This window comes from Neisseria sp. P0014.S009, assembly GCF_051958155.1.
Classification (GTDB): domain Bacteria; phylum Pseudomonadota; class Gammaproteobacteria; order Burkholderiales; family Neisseriaceae; genus Neisseria; species Neisseria flavescens_C.
In genome coordinates this window covers 201,947-214,108 of sequence record NZ_JBQCVS010000002.1, presented here as the reverse complement: position 1 = coordinate 214,108, position 12,162 = coordinate 201,947, and the positions used below count along the sequence as shown (strand labels likewise).

Annotated in this window: 20 protein-coding genes; 12 read left to right on the top strand and 8 right to left on the bottom strand. The window is 45.9% G+C overall.

What is annotated here, in order from left to right; translation table 11 throughout:
• Window positions 1–18: 18 nt before the first annotated feature.
• The 7 genes from ACTHS4_RS02715 (at window position 19) to lysC (ending at window position 2,415) form a co-directional block, all read left to right on the top strand.
• A complete protein-coding gene (locus ACTHS4_RS02715) occupies window positions 19–330 on the top strand; it encodes a hypothetical protein (RefSeq protein ID WP_371508417.1) in 312 nt (103 codons plus the stop codon).
• A 123-nt stretch (window positions 331–453) separates the two neighbouring features.
• Window positions 454–939: a hypothetical protein gene (locus ACTHS4_RS02710; protein ID WP_371508419.1), complete on the top strand. Its 486-nt coding sequence runs from the start codon at window positions 454–456 to the stop codon at window positions 937–939.
• On the top strand, window positions 939–1,247 hold the full coding sequence (locus tag ACTHS4_RS02705) for a hypothetical protein (protein WP_371508422.1): 309 nt from the start codon (window positions 939–941) through the stop codon (window positions 1,245–1,247). Before ACTHS4_RS02710 ends, ACTHS4_RS02705 begins: the two co-directional genes overlap by 1 nt.
• Before the next feature lie 50 nt (window positions 1,248–1,297).
• Complete coding sequence (locus ACTHS4_RS02700) at window positions 1,298–1,771, top strand: D-Ala-D-Ala carboxypeptidase family metallohydrolase (RefSeq protein ID WP_049344747.1); 474 nt, start codon at window positions 1,298–1,300, stop codon at window positions 1,769–1,771.
• A gap of 9 nt (window positions 1,772–1,780) precedes the next feature.
• Window positions 1,781–1,939 (top strand): hypothetical protein, encoded by a 159-nt coding sequence (locus ACTHS4_RS02695; RefSeq protein WP_371508423.1) that lies wholly within the window; start codon window positions 1,781–1,783, stop codon window positions 1,937–1,939.
• Complete coding sequence (locus ACTHS4_RS02690; RefSeq protein WP_371508425.1) at window positions 1,920–2,264, top strand: hypothetical protein; 345 nt, start codon at window positions 1,920–1,922, stop codon at window positions 2,262–2,264. The genes ACTHS4_RS02695 and ACTHS4_RS02690 overlap by 20 nt, the downstream gene beginning before the upstream one ends.
• On the top strand, window positions 2,161–2,415 hold the full coding sequence (gene lysC / locus ACTHS4_RS02685; protein ID WP_440365472.1) for an Rz1-like lysis system protein LysC: 255 nt from the start codon (window positions 2,161–2,163) through the stop codon (window positions 2,413–2,415). The genes ACTHS4_RS02690 and lysC overlap by 104 nt, the downstream gene beginning before the upstream one ends.
• Window positions 2,416–2,489: 74 nt before the next feature.
• Here the strand turns inward: lysC and ACTHS4_RS02680 are convergent, their stop codons facing one another.
• From ACTHS4_RS02680 to ACTHS4_RS02655, 6 genes are all read right to left on the bottom strand, one after another.
• A complete protein-coding gene (locus ACTHS4_RS02680) occupies window positions 2,490–2,723 on the bottom strand; it encodes a hypothetical protein (protein ID WP_371508427.1) in 234 nt (77 codons plus the stop codon).
• Window positions 2,724–2,773: 50 nt separating this feature from the next.
• A complete protein-coding gene (locus tag ACTHS4_RS02675; protein WP_371508428.1) occupies window positions 2,774–2,989 on the bottom strand; it encodes a hypothetical protein in 216 nt (71 codons plus the stop codon).
• Window positions 2,990–3,085: 96 nt separating this feature from the next.
• Entirely contained in the window at window positions 3,086–3,292 is a 207-nt protein-coding gene (locus ACTHS4_RS02670) for a helix-turn-helix domain-containing protein (RefSeq protein WP_371508430.1), read from the bottom strand.
• Window positions 3,285–3,557, bottom strand: a complete 273-nt coding sequence (locus ACTHS4_RS02665) for a hypothetical protein (protein ID WP_440365471.1) — start codon at window positions 3,555–3,557, stop codon at window positions 3,285–3,287. The genes ACTHS4_RS02670 and ACTHS4_RS02665 overlap by 8 nt, the downstream gene beginning before the upstream one ends.
• A 53-nt stretch (window positions 3,558–3,610) precedes the next feature.
• Complete coding sequence (locus tag ACTHS4_RS02660; RefSeq protein ID WP_371508433.1) at window positions 3,611–3,952, bottom strand: hypothetical protein; 342 nt, start codon at window positions 3,950–3,952, stop codon at window positions 3,611–3,613.
• A 40-nt stretch (window positions 3,953–3,992) separates the two neighbouring features.
• On the bottom strand, window positions 3,993–4,298 hold the full coding sequence (locus tag ACTHS4_RS02655) for a hypothetical protein (RefSeq protein ID WP_371508436.1): 306 nt from the start codon (window positions 4,296–4,298) through the stop codon (window positions 3,993–3,995).
• Window positions 4,299–4,709: 411 nt separating this feature from the next.
• On the opposite strand from ACTHS4_RS02655, the gene ACTHS4_RS02650 reads away from it, so the two are divergent.
• Both ACTHS4_RS02650 and ACTHS4_RS02645 read left to right on the top strand, forming a co-directional pair.
• Window positions 4,710–5,462: a glycosyltransferase family 2 protein gene (locus tag ACTHS4_RS02650; protein ID WP_070826161.1), complete on the top strand. Its 753-nt coding sequence runs from the start codon at window positions 4,710–4,712 to the stop codon at window positions 5,460–5,462.
• A gap of 155 nt (window positions 5,463–5,617) precedes the next feature.
• Window positions 5,618–6,946, top strand: a complete 1,329-nt coding sequence (locus tag ACTHS4_RS02645; protein ID WP_371460169.1) for an anaerobic C4-dicarboxylate transporter family protein — start codon at window positions 5,618–5,620, stop codon at window positions 6,944–6,946.
• Window positions 6,947–7,016: 70 nt separating this feature from the next.
• Here the strand turns inward: ACTHS4_RS02645 and ACTHS4_RS02640 are convergent, their stop codons facing one another.
• Window positions 7,017–7,442, bottom strand: coding sequence for a DUF4124 domain-containing protein (locus ACTHS4_RS02640; protein WP_371460139.1), 426 nt, complete (start codon window positions 7,440–7,442; stop codon window positions 7,017–7,019).
• A gap of 189 nt (window positions 7,443–7,631) precedes the next feature.
• Between ACTHS4_RS02640 and guaB the strand changes: the two genes are divergently transcribed.
• From guaB to waaF, 3 genes are all read left to right on the top strand, one after another.
• Window positions 7,632–9,095, top strand: a complete 1,464-nt coding sequence (gene guaB / locus ACTHS4_RS02635) for an IMP dehydrogenase (RefSeq protein ID WP_003678893.1) — start codon at window positions 7,632–7,634, stop codon at window positions 9,093–9,095.
• Between the two features lie 65 nt (window positions 9,096–9,160).
• A complete protein-coding gene (locus tag ACTHS4_RS02630) occupies window positions 9,161–9,925 on the top strand; it encodes a TonB family protein (RefSeq protein WP_440365470.1) in 765 nt (254 codons plus the stop codon).
• Window positions 9,926–9,991: 66 nt separating this feature from the next.
• The gene (gene waaF / locus ACTHS4_RS02625; protein ID WP_070826164.1) at window positions 9,992–11,011 is read left to right on the top strand and encodes a lipopolysaccharide heptosyltransferase II; all 1,020 of its coding nucleotides are present in this window, start codon (window positions 9,992–9,994) and stop codon (window positions 11,009–11,011) included.
• 143 nt (window positions 11,012–11,154) lie between these two features.
• Here the strand turns inward: waaF and ACTHS4_RS02620 are convergent, their stop codons facing one another.
• The gene (locus ACTHS4_RS02620; protein WP_070826165.1) at window positions 11,155–12,129 is read right to left on the bottom strand and encodes a class 1 fructose-bisphosphatase; all 975 of its coding nucleotides are present in this window, start codon (window positions 12,127–12,129) and stop codon (window positions 11,155–11,157) included.
• Window positions 12,130–12,162: the final 33 nt, after the last annotated feature.

Below are 12,162 nucleotides of genomic sequence, written 5' to 3'. Positions count from 1 at the left end.
ATTTTTTATGGAGGTTGTATGAGTAGTAAAAATATTATCGGTTTGCGAAAAAATATTGTTGATGAAGAAACGGGAGTGCCGACTTCGTTCCATGTTGTAGCGGGAATTTCTTTGGATTATGGCTATGGTGTTTATGGGGTTACTATTGGTAGCTATTATGACGATAGCTGCTGTAAAGCCGGTAAGAAGATGGTCAATTCTGTTCAGTTGATGCTCAATGTTCCGCCGCCGCGTGATGTTGATTTAATTGATTGGGCGTTGTCATCCGTGGCGGATACGGCAAACGAGAAAAGCCCTTTTTCGGGTGCAGAACTGGTCAAAGATAAATAATAGGGGTGGAGAAATGTCCGAACCATTGGTCACGCATGTCGCAGGCGAGAATGGCAAAGGCCCTCGTTACTTGCTAACTGGCCGTCTGAATATTCAGACGGCCTTTTTATTTGGAGATGGAAAATGAGTAACTCATTGAAATGGGTTAAATATGTTTTGGAATGGCGTTTTTTGCCTGTGCGTTTTCAGAAGTGGCTGTTTGGTACGGGGACGCGTGTTGTCGAGTTTGCCAGTGGGTTGTCGATGATTGGTTATGCCGCCGTTTTCGCGTTCTCGCCTGTCGATATTTATAACTGGCCTATCTATTACAAATTCAAAACGATACCCGAATCTATCCTGATTCCAGTTTTCGGCGGTATCGGTTTGTTACAGTTGGCGGCGATGTACTGGCAGTCATACCGCGGAAACGTCTTTTCAGGCTATTTGTTGCTAGTGTCGGCGTTTATTTGGTATCTGACGGCGCAGGCGTTTTGGGGAGCGTTCCCGCCTGCTCACACGGGTATGGTAATACCGCCGATTCTGTCTTTTTTGTGCCTTTTGGCTGGCAATAACTCACTTAAATTCTTGTTTTCGGGCGAAAAATTGAAAGACAGCCTAAAGGGGGAATAATGGATTTTTTCCAATTTGGCTACCTGTTTGCCATAGGGGGCGGCATTGTCGGTAGTGCGTGGTCAAGCATTAAAGACCACGACAAAATCGTTTCGAGTGTTTTCGAGGCGGTTGTATCGGCAGTGGCAGCGGCGGCGGTAGTGGAACGGTTTTTGATGGTTAACCAAGTTTGGACTTGTGCTATTGCTGGCGCGTTTGTCGGCATTTTGACAGGTCATGCGATGGATACCGTCAAAACCCTTGCCCCGGGAATGATGAAGAAGTGGGCGAAGAAAACGGCTGACAAATTTATCGATAGTAAAGAGTAACGGCAGGTCGTCTGAAAGTTCGGACGACCTTTTTTAATGGAGAAGTAAAAATGCAAATCACTGAACACTTTAGCTTAAAAGAATTGACACGCAGCGAATCTGCACGCCGTGCCGGTATTGAGAACAAGCCGTCATCTGCCGAAATGGACAACATCTATTACACGGCGCAACAGCTTGAGAAAATCCGCGCCTATGTTGGCCGCGGAATCATCGTTACAAGCTGTTTCCGCAGTGAGCGCGTAAACAAGCTGGTAGGTGGCAGTCCAACGTCCGCCCATCGTTTCGGCTTGGCGGCTGATTGTGATGCTGTTGGCCTAACCTCTTTGGCGTTTGCGAAAGAGATTATCAAAATGCGCGATGAAGGGAAAATCACATTTGACCAGTTGATTCTTGAGTTCCCTGAACGTGGAGATGGTGCATGGGTGCATGTAGGTTTCCGCCGAAACAGCCCAATGCGCAACCAAATCATGACGGCAACCAAGAAGAACGGCAAGACTGTCTATTTGCCTGGCTTGCACGTTTAAGGGGTAATCATGAATCCTGTCGAATTTCTGAAAGCGCGTATCGCCGAATGGGAAGAGAAGCGCAAACAGGCAGGCGAAGAAGCAGACCTGAAAGCGTTTGAATTTGCCGAAAGCGAAATTAAAAACTACAAAGCGATGTTGAAAACCTATGAACAGCCTGCTACTTAAAAACTGGAAGCTGATTACGGTGCTGGTTTGTGCCATGCTTGTTGTCAGCGCGTGGCAATACGACCATGCCGCCCAATACAAGCGCGGACGTGAATCAATGGCGGCGGAAATTTCAGGCCGTCTGAAAGATGCCGCAATTGAAAAAGCTAAATCCGATCAGGTTATTTCTGAAAAGTATCAGTCAGGAAAAGCCGTGCGTGAAGAAAAGGAGCGTGTGAGATATGTCCAAGTGCAAAAGATTGTCGAAAAGCCTGTCTTTCGCAATGTTTGCGTCGATTCTGATGGGTTGTCAGTCATCAACGCCGCCATTGCCGACGGCGATTAAACCGCCGGCCGACCTTGTGCAACCATGCCCAAACCTGCCTAAACTTGAGGGCGGAACAGGCGCGGACGTGTTGCCGTGGTCGTTGCAAGTCATCGGCTTATACAATGACTGCAAAGCGCGGCATAAGGCGTTGTCTGATACTTTTCAATAAACAAAGGCCGTCTGAGTTCAGACGGCCTTTTGCACGGGGCTGGTCTGAGTTCAGACGGCTACTTATAAGATTCGTTATTGTCTGTTTCTTCGGGCGCGTTCCCATGCTTCGCCGGCTTCTTTGGCAATTCGGGGTGCGTTTTTGATTTGCTCTAATGTGAGGTTTTTGGGCTGAGCAACTAGCCGACCGTCAAACACGCCGTCTGAGACTTTTGTAAATTCAAAAATCCAGCCATCTTCATGGCTCGCCGTTTGTGTTTCAAAATCAACCGACCATCGACGCTGCCAGTTTCTATTCTGATGAGGCATTCATTTTTCCTTTCAAAAAAGCCGCCATATTTCAGGCGGCCTTTGTTTTCTTACCGGTTTGTCAAATAATCATCAATATCTTTATAAAAGGCAGAAATTCTATTTTCTAACTCTTCTCTTGTTGAATCATGAATGTCAACTGTTCTTTCTTTGCCTTCTAAAATACAGTTAATTCCATGGATCAGGCTATCTGCTCTAAGTTTGCCACGATAGTTGCAAATATCATAATAAGATTCAAGTTGTTTGAGTTCGTATGCTAAGTCCATTTTAGTTCCTTACCCCTGATTACCCGAGGCGCGGTTTGCGCGGGTGCGCTGAATCCATATGTGTATATTACCGCTATTTTAGCGGTAATGCAATATTTATTTTGTTAGTTTTTGTAAAAGCTCAAACCATTTTTTTAACGGCATGTCTGTATGGCTTTTAAGATTTACATCGGCCTCCCAGCGCTGGAATCCTGATATTTTTACATCTAATAGATCGGCAGTTGCTTGTTGTGTCAATCCGTGTTTTTGGCGCAAGGCCTTTAGATTGTTTGGTGTATAACCAAACTCAATATTATCAATCATCAATAAGCTCCCGTGTCGGTGTGATAAGCTCGTCAATCACTCGATGCAATGCCTCAAATTTAGGCTGTTGCAGCGCGCGTAAATCGGCAAATAAGTCGATAAGATCGTCATCGTTTCCTTTGCTGATTGCCTGTTTGATTTGAGACATTATGCTCAAATAATCCTGCTCCCACTTATCTGCCCAATCATGCGCCATATCGCGGCGCGCCTCTCGTTTTTGGCTCTTTTTGAGCCGCTCGGTGATGCTTGTTCGGTTTTTTGCCATAATGCCTCCGATAAAAAAGCCGCTTGAGTAAATCAGGCGGCTTTTAGTTTTATTCATTTAGCGATATAACCACCGAAAACTTTTTTGCCCCAATTTAAATCATCGAACATATCCCAAAATGCCGGTACATCAAGCGAGTAGAATAAATGTTGTTCGCCGTTTTTGTATGTCATGATTTGGGCTGTTAGAACGTCTTCGTTCCCGATGGTGAGTTGTTTGGACAAGACTTCGTGTACCTTAAATTCTTGCCCATCTACGATTAAAAGATTTTGTTCATGATTGAACTCCACTTCTTTTGTTTCGCCCGTGTTGATTCGATTAAATCGTGTGACAGTTTCGTATTGGCGTTTTACTTCAACTTTTTCGGTTTTGATGATGTTTATTAAGAATTTCATTTTTGACCTTTCTGCCGCCCGAAGGCGGCAGTATTAAAAATTAATTAAAAAAGCCCAAGAAATTTAAAATAAGGTTTTTTCTTTTTGAGAGCATCTCTTCGCGCGCTGCCAGAATTTTGCCGATGCGTTGGTATTTTAAAAAGTCATCCGCACCTAAAACAGATTTTTCGTCAATCATCGCGCGGCCAAAGAATCCATTAGGTTGGGCAGCTTGATTAAGTTTTTCGTTAAATTCGTCTTGGGCTTTTTTTAAAGCTTGGCAAATGTAGTCATTTTCAGGGTTCAATTTAGAAAAAAGAACTTCGCGTGCTTCGCTGCTCATGGTTTTTAAAAGATTCGCTTTCATTTTTTTTGCTCCTATCCGCCCGAAGGCGGTCAGTTGGTTTATCATGTTTTCGGCGGTTTGTGTTGTCTGCCGATGTGTGTATATTACCGCTATTTTAGCGGTAATGCAAGAGGTTTTTGAAAATATTTTTATTTTATTTGCACCTTATTTGCACCTTTTTTTATAAAACTTGTTCAAATATTTGATTTATATATTAATTTAATAAAATATTGCATTACCCTGCATGGGGGCAAGAATAAGCTGCATGAGTCAGGCCGTCTGAAAAAAGGAGGACATATTGTAGCGGTATATCGGTTAAAATACACTCTTAAATCATGTTTTGCCTAACTTAGAATGAATCCCATAAATTTTATTTACACAAAATTTTGTTAGTTTGTAGGTAAGTTGGGAGTCATGCCATTAAGGATAATTATGAATTCAACTATTAGCTTGCTTATCCTCGCCAAAAATGAGGAAAAAAATATTGGGGAGTGCATTAAAAGCTGTACTTTTGCCAATGAAGTTATTGTTATTGATGATCATAGTAATGATGAAACTCCTATAATTGCTGAAAGTTTAGGAGCTAAGGTAATTACTAGAGATATGAATGGAGATTGGGGAAAACAACAAACGTTTGCGATAGAGCAGGCAAAATCAGATTGGATTTTTTTTATTGATGCTGATGAACGTTGTACGCCAGAGTTGTGTAAAGAAATTGAAGAGGTTGTTGCGCAAGGACAGCCTTTTGGTTATTGGGTAAAACGTCTTAATCATTTTCAACGGAAATTAGTACGTCATGGTTCTTTAAGTCCTGATTGGGTTTGCAGGTTGATGCCAAGAATAGGTAGTTATGTAGAAGGAGTTGTACATCCTAAAATCGTCCATCAGCATGGCAATAAGAAGCTTCGTGCTCCTATGCTTCACTACACTTATGAAACATGGGAACAATATTTGAGAAAGATGAATCAATACTCTACGCTTGCAGCTGAAAAATATAAGCAAGAGGGTAAGTCTAGCTATCCATTTTTTGATTTGATTTTGCGACCATTATTCGCATTTATCAAAATGTATTTCTTAAAGAGGGGCTTCTTGGATGGTATGCTGGGCTATATCCTGTGTAAAAACTACGCGAACTATACAATGAATAAATATGTAAAATTAAAGTACCTTCTTTCGAAAAAATAGGTGTTAAGTATAGGATAATACTGAGAGTTCACTTAAGAATGAAGATGTATTTATTTGGGTAAAAGATGGTTACATTGTTTAGAGTAATCTATAATTCCAACCGTTTGTAATTTTATTTCGGCGAAGGCCGGATTTTGGGAGTTGTGATGTCAACTATGTTTTTTATCCAGTTTGCCGTCGTACTGCTGTGTATCCTGATTGGTGCGCAGGTTAGCGGTATTGGTTTGGGCGTGCTCGGCGGTATCGGCTTGGCCGTATTGTCTTTTGGTTTCCATCTGCAGCCGACCAGCCCGCCGATTGATGTGATGCTGATGATTATGGCGGTAGTGTCTGCGGCTGCGGCGATGCAGGCCAGCGGCGGTTTGGACTATATGATTAAGATTGCCACGCGCGTGTTGCACCGCAATCCGAAATACATCACCTTTATCGCGCCGGCGGTAACTTACACCTTCACCGTCTTGGCAGGTACGGGCCATGTGGCTTACTCGGTCTTGCCCGTGATTGCCGAAGTCAGCCGTCGCAATGGCATCCGTCCCTCACGTCCGCTGACGATGGCGGTTATCGCTTCCCAATTTGCGATTGTCGCCAGCCCGATTGCCGCAGCCGTCGTTGCCTGCGTCACCATGCTTGAGCCGCAACACATCACGATGGCGGATGTGTTGAAAGTTACCGTTCCGTCCACGATTTTGGGTATCGGTTTGGCTTGCGTGTTCGTAAACAAACTGGGCAAAGAATTGAAAGACGATCCGCATTATCAGGCTTTGCTGAAAGACCCGAACTATGTGAAAGAATACATCGATGTGGAGGAACAACAAACCGATGTCGCCATTTCGCCGAAAGCCAAATTGTCGGTCGGTATTTTCTTGACTGCGGCATTGCTGGTGGTCGTGATGGGTGCGCTGCCTGAGCTGCGTCCGGCTTTTGAACACGATGGCGCGATCAAGCCTATGGGCATGGCGCATACGATTGAAATCGTGATGTTATCTGCTTCTGCGCTGATTATCTTGGCGTGTAAACCCAATGGCGATGCGATTACCCGAGGTTCGGTATTCCATGCCGGTATGCGTGCCGTGATTGCAGTATTTGGCGTGGCTTGGTTGGGCGATACCTTGATGAGCGGCCACTTAACAGAAGTGGAATCGACCGTCAGCCATTTGGTTGAGTCTGCACCATGGACCTTTGCCTTTGCCCTGTTTGTCTTGTCGGTATTGGTCAACAGCCAAGGCGCGACAGTAGCGACGTTGTTCCCAATCGCCATCAAACTAGGTATTCCTGCGCCCATCATTATCGGCACATTTGTTGCGGTAAACGGCTATTTCTTCATTCCGAACTACGGTCCGATTATTGCCGCTATCGACTTCGATACAACCGGCTCGACCAAAATCGGCAAATTTATCTTCAACCACAGCTTCATGATTCCAGGCCTGTTGAGCATGGCATTCAGCTTAGCCATCGGCTTGTTGTTGGTTCAGGTGTATTATTGATAGGCTGAAAAAATAAAGGCCGTCTGAAATTAAATTTCAGACGGCCTTTTTGATATTGTTATTCGAGAGCTTAATTGCAGTATTTATTAACGTCGTTTTGGTATTGTTTAATTAGGCTGTCGCGATTGGCCAAGCGTGCGCTTTCGGCGACTTGGCGGTTGATTTTGGCGATTTTGCAGTTTTCCAGCTTGTTTTGGCGGTTTTGCTCTTCGATTTTTTTATTGCGCTCTTCGATTTGTTTGTTTTGTTCCGCAACCTGTTCATTGGGCTGCTCGGCAACCGGCTCAGATGCCGCAACAGCAGGCGCAACGGCGGGTTTGACGTTGTGCGTGCGGATGTTGACCACGCCGGAACGCTTCGGTTGTAGGTGGTTTGGTGTATCGGAATAGCTGTTGCCCGATGCGCCTTTCCAAGTGTAAACCTCGGCCGCGCCGGTCAGGGCGGCGGAAGAGAGAAGGGCTGCTGTCAGACAGGTTTTGAGTACGGAAGATTTCATGGGTTTCCCTTATGTAAATGATGTTCTCATCTAGACTATTTTACTTGAAACTGCAATGCGTTGGCATATTTTTGTACCGCAGATCAAATCATGTAAAAAAATAACGTTAAAACGTGTATTGCCAATGTTAGCATCAAGCCGGTGTGATATAATGCCGTGCATCTTGCACAAACTGAAAGACCGAGCATCATGCGTATTGTAGAAAAAGCCTATACTTTCGACGACGTTTTGTTGGTTCCAGCGCACTCAAACGTGCTGCCTCGAGATGTCAAACTTCAAACCAAACTCACCCGCGATATCACGCTCAACCTCCCTCTACTTTCTGCTGCAATGGATACCGTTACCGAAGCGCGTCTGGCCATCTCTATGGCTCAAGAAGGCGGCATCGGCATTATCCATAAAAACATGACGCCGGAGTTGCAAGCGCGTGCCGTTTCCAAAGTGAAGCGCCATGAGAGCGGCGTGGTGAAAGATCCCGTTACCGTTGCGCCGACTGCATTGATCCGCGAAGTCTTGGAAATGCGCGCACAACGCAAACGCAAAATGTCCGGTCTGCCTGTTGTTGAAAACGGCAAAGTGGTCGGTATCGTGACCAACCGCGACCTGCGTTTTGAAAACCGTGTCGATCTGCCGGTTTCTGCCATCATGACCCCCCGCGACCGTTTGGTGACCGTTCCTGAAGGTACCAGCATCGATGAAGCCCGCGAAATCATGCATGCGCACAAAGTTGAGCGCGTTTTGGTGTTGAACGACCAAGACGAACTCAAAGGTCTGATTACAGTTAAAGATATTCTGAAAACAACCGAATTCCCTAATGCCAACAAAGATGCCGAAGGCCGTCTGCGCGTCGGTGCCGCGGTGGGTACCGGCGGCGATACCGAAGAGCGCGTCAAAGCATTGGTAGAAGCAGGCGTGGACGTGATTGTGGTCGATACTGCCCACGGTCATAGCCAAGGCGTTATCGATCGCGTGCGCTGGGTAAAAGAAACCTATCCGCACATTCAAGTCATCGGCGGCAACATCGCGACTGCTAAAGCTGCTTTGGATTTGGTGGCTGCAGGTGCGGATGCCGTTAAAGTCGGTATCGGCCCGGGCTCGATTTGTACGACCCGTATCGTGGCCGGCGTGGGCGTGCCTCAGCTGACTGCGATTCACAATGTTTCTGAAGCCCTGAAAGGTACAGGTGTTCCCCTGATTGCCGATGGCGGTATCCGCTTCTCCGGCGATATTGCCAAAGCTCTGGCAGCAGGTGCATACAGCGTCATGCTCGGCGGTATGTTTGCCGGTACGGAAGAAGCACCGGGCGAAATCGAACTCTACCAAGGTCGCTCTTATAAGTCTTACCGCGGCATGGGTTCGTTGGGTGCGATGAGTCAAGGTTCTGCCGACCGCTACTTCCAAGACAAAACCGACAGCACAGACAAATATGTTCCTGAAGGCATCGAAGGCCGCGTTCCTTACAAAGGCCCGATTGTGAACATCATCCACCAGCTGACCGGCGGTCTGCGCTCCAGCATGGGTTACTTGGGTTGCGCCAATATTGCTGAAATGCACGAGAAAGCAGAATTTGTGGAAATCACTTCTGCCGGTATGAGCGAATCTCACGTTCACGACGTACAAATCACCAAAGAAGCGCCTAACTACCATCGTTAAACCAGTATAAAAAGGTCGTCTGAAAATATTTCAGACGGCCTTTCTGTTTTTATAAGGTTCTAAAAATGAAGAGAATATTGCTTGCCGCCGTTATGCTTGGTATTTCTGGCTTAGCATTTTCAGAGTCCATTAGGGCATTGGAAAAAAGGCCACTGAATGTGATGAAAAATTTGGGATTACCTATTGAGGCTCAACAAGGGTTTGTTTGGGCTGTTGTTCCTGTTGATGAACAAGGCAGGGTCGGTCAAGCAGTATGGAGAAAGAGGGGTAAAGTTTCTTCTGAATTTATGGAGTCGGCAAAGCAGAAAATTGCTTCATTTGAACGATTCAAACCAAAGTGGGTTTATGCTCATACCCTGAAAGGTTATCATAAGAAGTTGAAGAAAGTTCAGGAACAAAAATGTGCAGCAATTGATCCTGATAGATTTAAACAATGGAACGATAATCCGCATATTGCACTGGATTTAATAGGTGAGCCTTTATTGGATTGTTTGAATAAAGTATCCAAAGAGCAAGCCTATATCAAAGTCAACATTCCCAGCGTTGCCAAATTTTTTATTATTTCTGAGAAACAGGCAATGGTGAATATTGCACAGATTCCTTCTCTAAAATATTCTCCTGTATCAGCAGAAAATGGAGAAGAGGGTTATGTCATTATGGAGATTTATGTAGCAGGAGGAAAGGTTGATACAGCAAAAATTATCAAAAGCAGTGGTTATTCCCGATTAGATAATGCTGCGCGTAGAGCTGTTTTGGGATTAACTGTTTCCAAAAAAGCTCGGGAAGATATTGAATACTATCAACTGATACAGTTTAATCTAGGCGATTAAACTGAGTTTCAGACGGCCTTTTAAAAAACATATTACAATAAGCCAAAATTAAAAACACATTCCATTATGTCCAAAAAAATCCTGATTATTACCCCAAGCTGGATTGGCGACTGCGTCATGACCCAACCGCTTTATCGCCGTTTGCATGAGCTGCATCCCGGCTGCACTATTGATGCTTTTGCGCCCAAATGGTCGATGGCCGTATTTGAGCGTATGCCTGAAATCAACCGTGTGATGGAAAACCCGTTTGGACATGGTGCGTTGGAATTGAAAAAACGCTGGCGTATCGGTCGCGAATTGGGAAAAGAAGGCTATGATCAAGTGATTGTTTTGCCCGGTTCGCTCAAATCCGCCATTATTGCCTTGGCTACGGGTATTAAACAGCGTACGGGCTACGTCGGCGAATCACGCTATTTTTTGCTGAACGATATCCGCAAATTGGATAAGACCGCGTTGCCTCTGATGGTCGACCGCTATACTGCGCTGGCGTATCCAACCCAAGCGGATTTTAACGGGCATTCCGATAATCCCTGTTTCACGATTGATTCCGAAAGCCGTCAAGCCGCTTTGGCAAAACATGGTTTGACGACGGATAAACCGATTTTGGCATTTTGTCCCGGTGCGGAATATGGCCCGGCCAAGCGTTGGCCTGCGCGTCATTTTGCCGAACTCGGCCGCCGATATTTGGCCGAGGGTTGGCAGGTTTGGCTGTTTGGTTCGCAAAAAGATTTTGATATTGCAGATGAAATCAACCGACTTTCAGACGGCCTGTGTACCAATCTTTGCGGCAAAACTAATCTTCCGGAGGCGATTGATCTGTTGTCTTGCGCCGATACGGTCGTGTGCAACGACAGCGGTCTGATGCACCTTGCGGCCGCGCTTGATCGGAAATTGATTGCGGTTTACGGCTCATCCAGCCCTGACCATACGCCGCCTCTAAGCCAAAAGGCAAAAATCATCAGTTTGAATTTGGATTGCTCGCCTTGTTTCAAGCGAGAATGTCCGTTGGGGCATACGGATTGTTTGAACAAGCTGACGCCGGATATGGTGCAAAAAGCGGCGGAAGAGCTGGCTCGTTCGGCGTAATCCAATAAAGATTAGACGGAAAACAGTAAAGGACAGATTTGAGTCTGTCCTTTTAATCTTTCGTTTCTTTTATTTTTTAACCAAAGGCCGTCTGAAAATCATATTTCAGACGGCCTTTTTTGGTTTGAAATCAATACATCTGATTATTTTTGATGCAGATTGTAAACGTATTCGACTTCTTCGCGGCTGCCCATGAATACGGCAACACGTTGGTGCAGGCCGGTAGGTTGGATGTTGAGCATGGCTTCGATGGCGTTGTTTGATGCGCCGCCGGCTTGTTCCATAATCAGGCTCATCGGGTTGGCTTCGTACATCAGGCGCAGTTTGCCCGGTTTGGATGGGTCGCGTTTGTCTTGCGGATACATGAATACGCCGCCGCGCATCAGGATGCGGTGAATTTCGGCAACCATGCTGGCTACCCAGCGCATATTGTAGTTTTTGCCGCGTACGCCGGTTTCGCCTGCCAGCAATTCGTCAATGTATTGTTGAACAGGGGCGAACCAATGTCTTTGGTTGGACATATTGATGGCGAATTCTTTAGTAGATTCGGGAACGCGCGGATTTTCTTTGGTCAGCAGGAATTGGTTGGCATCGTCCAGAGTGAAGACGAATACGCCGTGACCGACAGTCAGTACCAGTTGGGTTTGCGGACCGTATAAAACATAACCTGCGGCCACTTGGTCGCGGCCTTTTTGCAGGAAGGATTCGGTAGTCAATGCGCCTTCAGGTTTCGCCAAGATGGAGAAGATGGTGCCGACGGAGATGTTGACGTCGATATTGGAAGAGCCGTCCAGCGGATCAAACAATACCAAATAGCCGCCGTTTTCGTGTGTGGCGACATAGGTGTCTTCTTCTTCGCTGGCAAGGCCTGCGATGTTGGCATTGGTTTTTAAAACATCAATCATGATGTTGTTGGCGATGACGTCAAGTTTCTTTTGGTCTTCGCCTTGGATGTTGCCGGTACCTGCCATGCCCAAAACGCCGGAAAGCGCGCCGAGGCGGACTTTGGCGTTAATGTACAAACAAGCGGAGGCTACGGATTCCAATACGCTGGCCAGCTCTTGCGGCAGTTTGTGTTCGGGCAGGTGTTGGGCTAAGAATTGGTTCAGTGTCTTCATGGTTTCACTCTTTTCCTAAGTTTGAATCGGGCA

What these genes read in the sequence shown, in the direction of transcription:
- ACTHS4_RS02670 (WP_371508430.1), bottom strand. Translation starts at nt 3,292, where the DNA reads ATGATTGATAATATTGAGTTTGGTTATACACCAAACAATCTAAAGGCC.
- ACTHS4_RS02650 (WP_070826161.1), top strand. Translation starts at nt 4,710, where the DNA reads ATGAATTCAACTATTAGCTTGCTTATCCTCGCCAAAAATGAGGAAAAA.
- ACTHS4_RS02700 (WP_049344747.1), top strand. Translation starts at nt 1,298, where the DNA reads ATGCAAATCACTGAACACTTTAGCTTAAAAGAATTGACACGCAGCGAA.
- ACTHS4_RS02630 (WP_440365470.1), top strand. Translation starts at nt 9,161, where the DNA reads ATGAAGAGAATATTGCTTGCCGCCGTTATGCTTGGTATTTCTGGCTTA.
- ACTHS4_RS02695 (WP_371508423.1), top strand. Translation starts at nt 1,781, where the DNA reads ATGAATCCTGTCGAATTTCTGAAAGCGCGTATCGCCGAATGGGAAGAG.
- ACTHS4_RS02675 (WP_371508428.1), bottom strand. Translation starts at nt 2,989, where the DNA reads ATGGACTTAGCATACGAACTCAAACAACTTGAATCTTATTATGATATT.
- waaF (WP_070826164.1), top strand. Translation starts at nt 9,992, where the DNA reads ATGTCCAAAAAAATCCTGATTATTACCCCAAGCTGGATTGGCGACTGC.
- ACTHS4_RS02655 (WP_371508436.1), bottom strand. Translation starts at nt 4,298, where the DNA reads ATGAAAGCGAATCTTTTAAAAACCATGAGCAGCGAAGCACGCGAAGTT.
- ACTHS4_RS02705 (WP_371508422.1), top strand. Translation starts at nt 939, where the DNA reads ATGGATTTTTTCCAATTTGGCTACCTGTTTGCCATAGGGGGCGGCATT.
- ACTHS4_RS02690 (WP_371508425.1), top strand. Translation starts at nt 1,920, where the DNA reads ATGAACAGCCTGCTACTTAAAAACTGGAAGCTGATTACGGTGCTGGTT.
- lysC (WP_440365472.1), top strand. Translation starts at nt 2,161, where the DNA reads ATGTCCAAGTGCAAAAGATTGTCGAAAAGCCTGTCTTTCGCAATGTTT.
- ACTHS4_RS02645 (WP_371460169.1), top strand. Translation starts at nt 5,618, where the DNA reads ATGTTTTTTATCCAGTTTGCCGTCGTACTGCTGTGTATCCTGATTGGT.
- ACTHS4_RS02715 (WP_371508417.1), top strand. Translation starts at nt 19, where the DNA reads ATGAGTAGTAAAAATATTATCGGTTTGCGAAAAAATATTGTTGATGAA.
- ACTHS4_RS02640 (WP_371460139.1), bottom strand. Translation starts at nt 7,442, where the DNA reads ATGAAATCTTCCGTACTCAAAACCTGTCTGACAGCAGCCCTTCTCTCT.
- ACTHS4_RS02665 (WP_440365471.1), bottom strand. Translation starts at nt 3,557, where the DNA reads ATGGCAAAAAACCGAACAAGCATCACCGAGCGGCTCAAAAAGAGCCAA.
- guaB (WP_003678893.1), top strand. Translation starts at nt 7,632, where the DNA reads ATGCGTATTGTAGAAAAAGCCTATACTTTCGACGACGTTTTGTTGGTT.
- ACTHS4_RS02680 (WP_371508427.1), bottom strand. Translation starts at nt 2,723, where the DNA reads ATGCCTCATCAGAATAGAAACTGGCAGCGTCGATGGTCGGTTGATTTT.
- ACTHS4_RS02710 (WP_371508419.1), top strand. Translation starts at nt 454, where the DNA reads ATGAGTAACTCATTGAAATGGGTTAAATATGTTTTGGAATGGCGTTTT.
- ACTHS4_RS02620 (WP_070826165.1), bottom strand. Translation starts at nt 12,129, where the DNA reads ATGAAGACACTGAACCAATTCTTAGCCCAACACCTGCCCGAACACAAA.
- ACTHS4_RS02660 (WP_371508433.1), bottom strand. Translation starts at nt 3,952, where the DNA reads ATGAAATTCTTAATAAACATCATCAAAACCGAAAAAGTTGAAGTAAAA.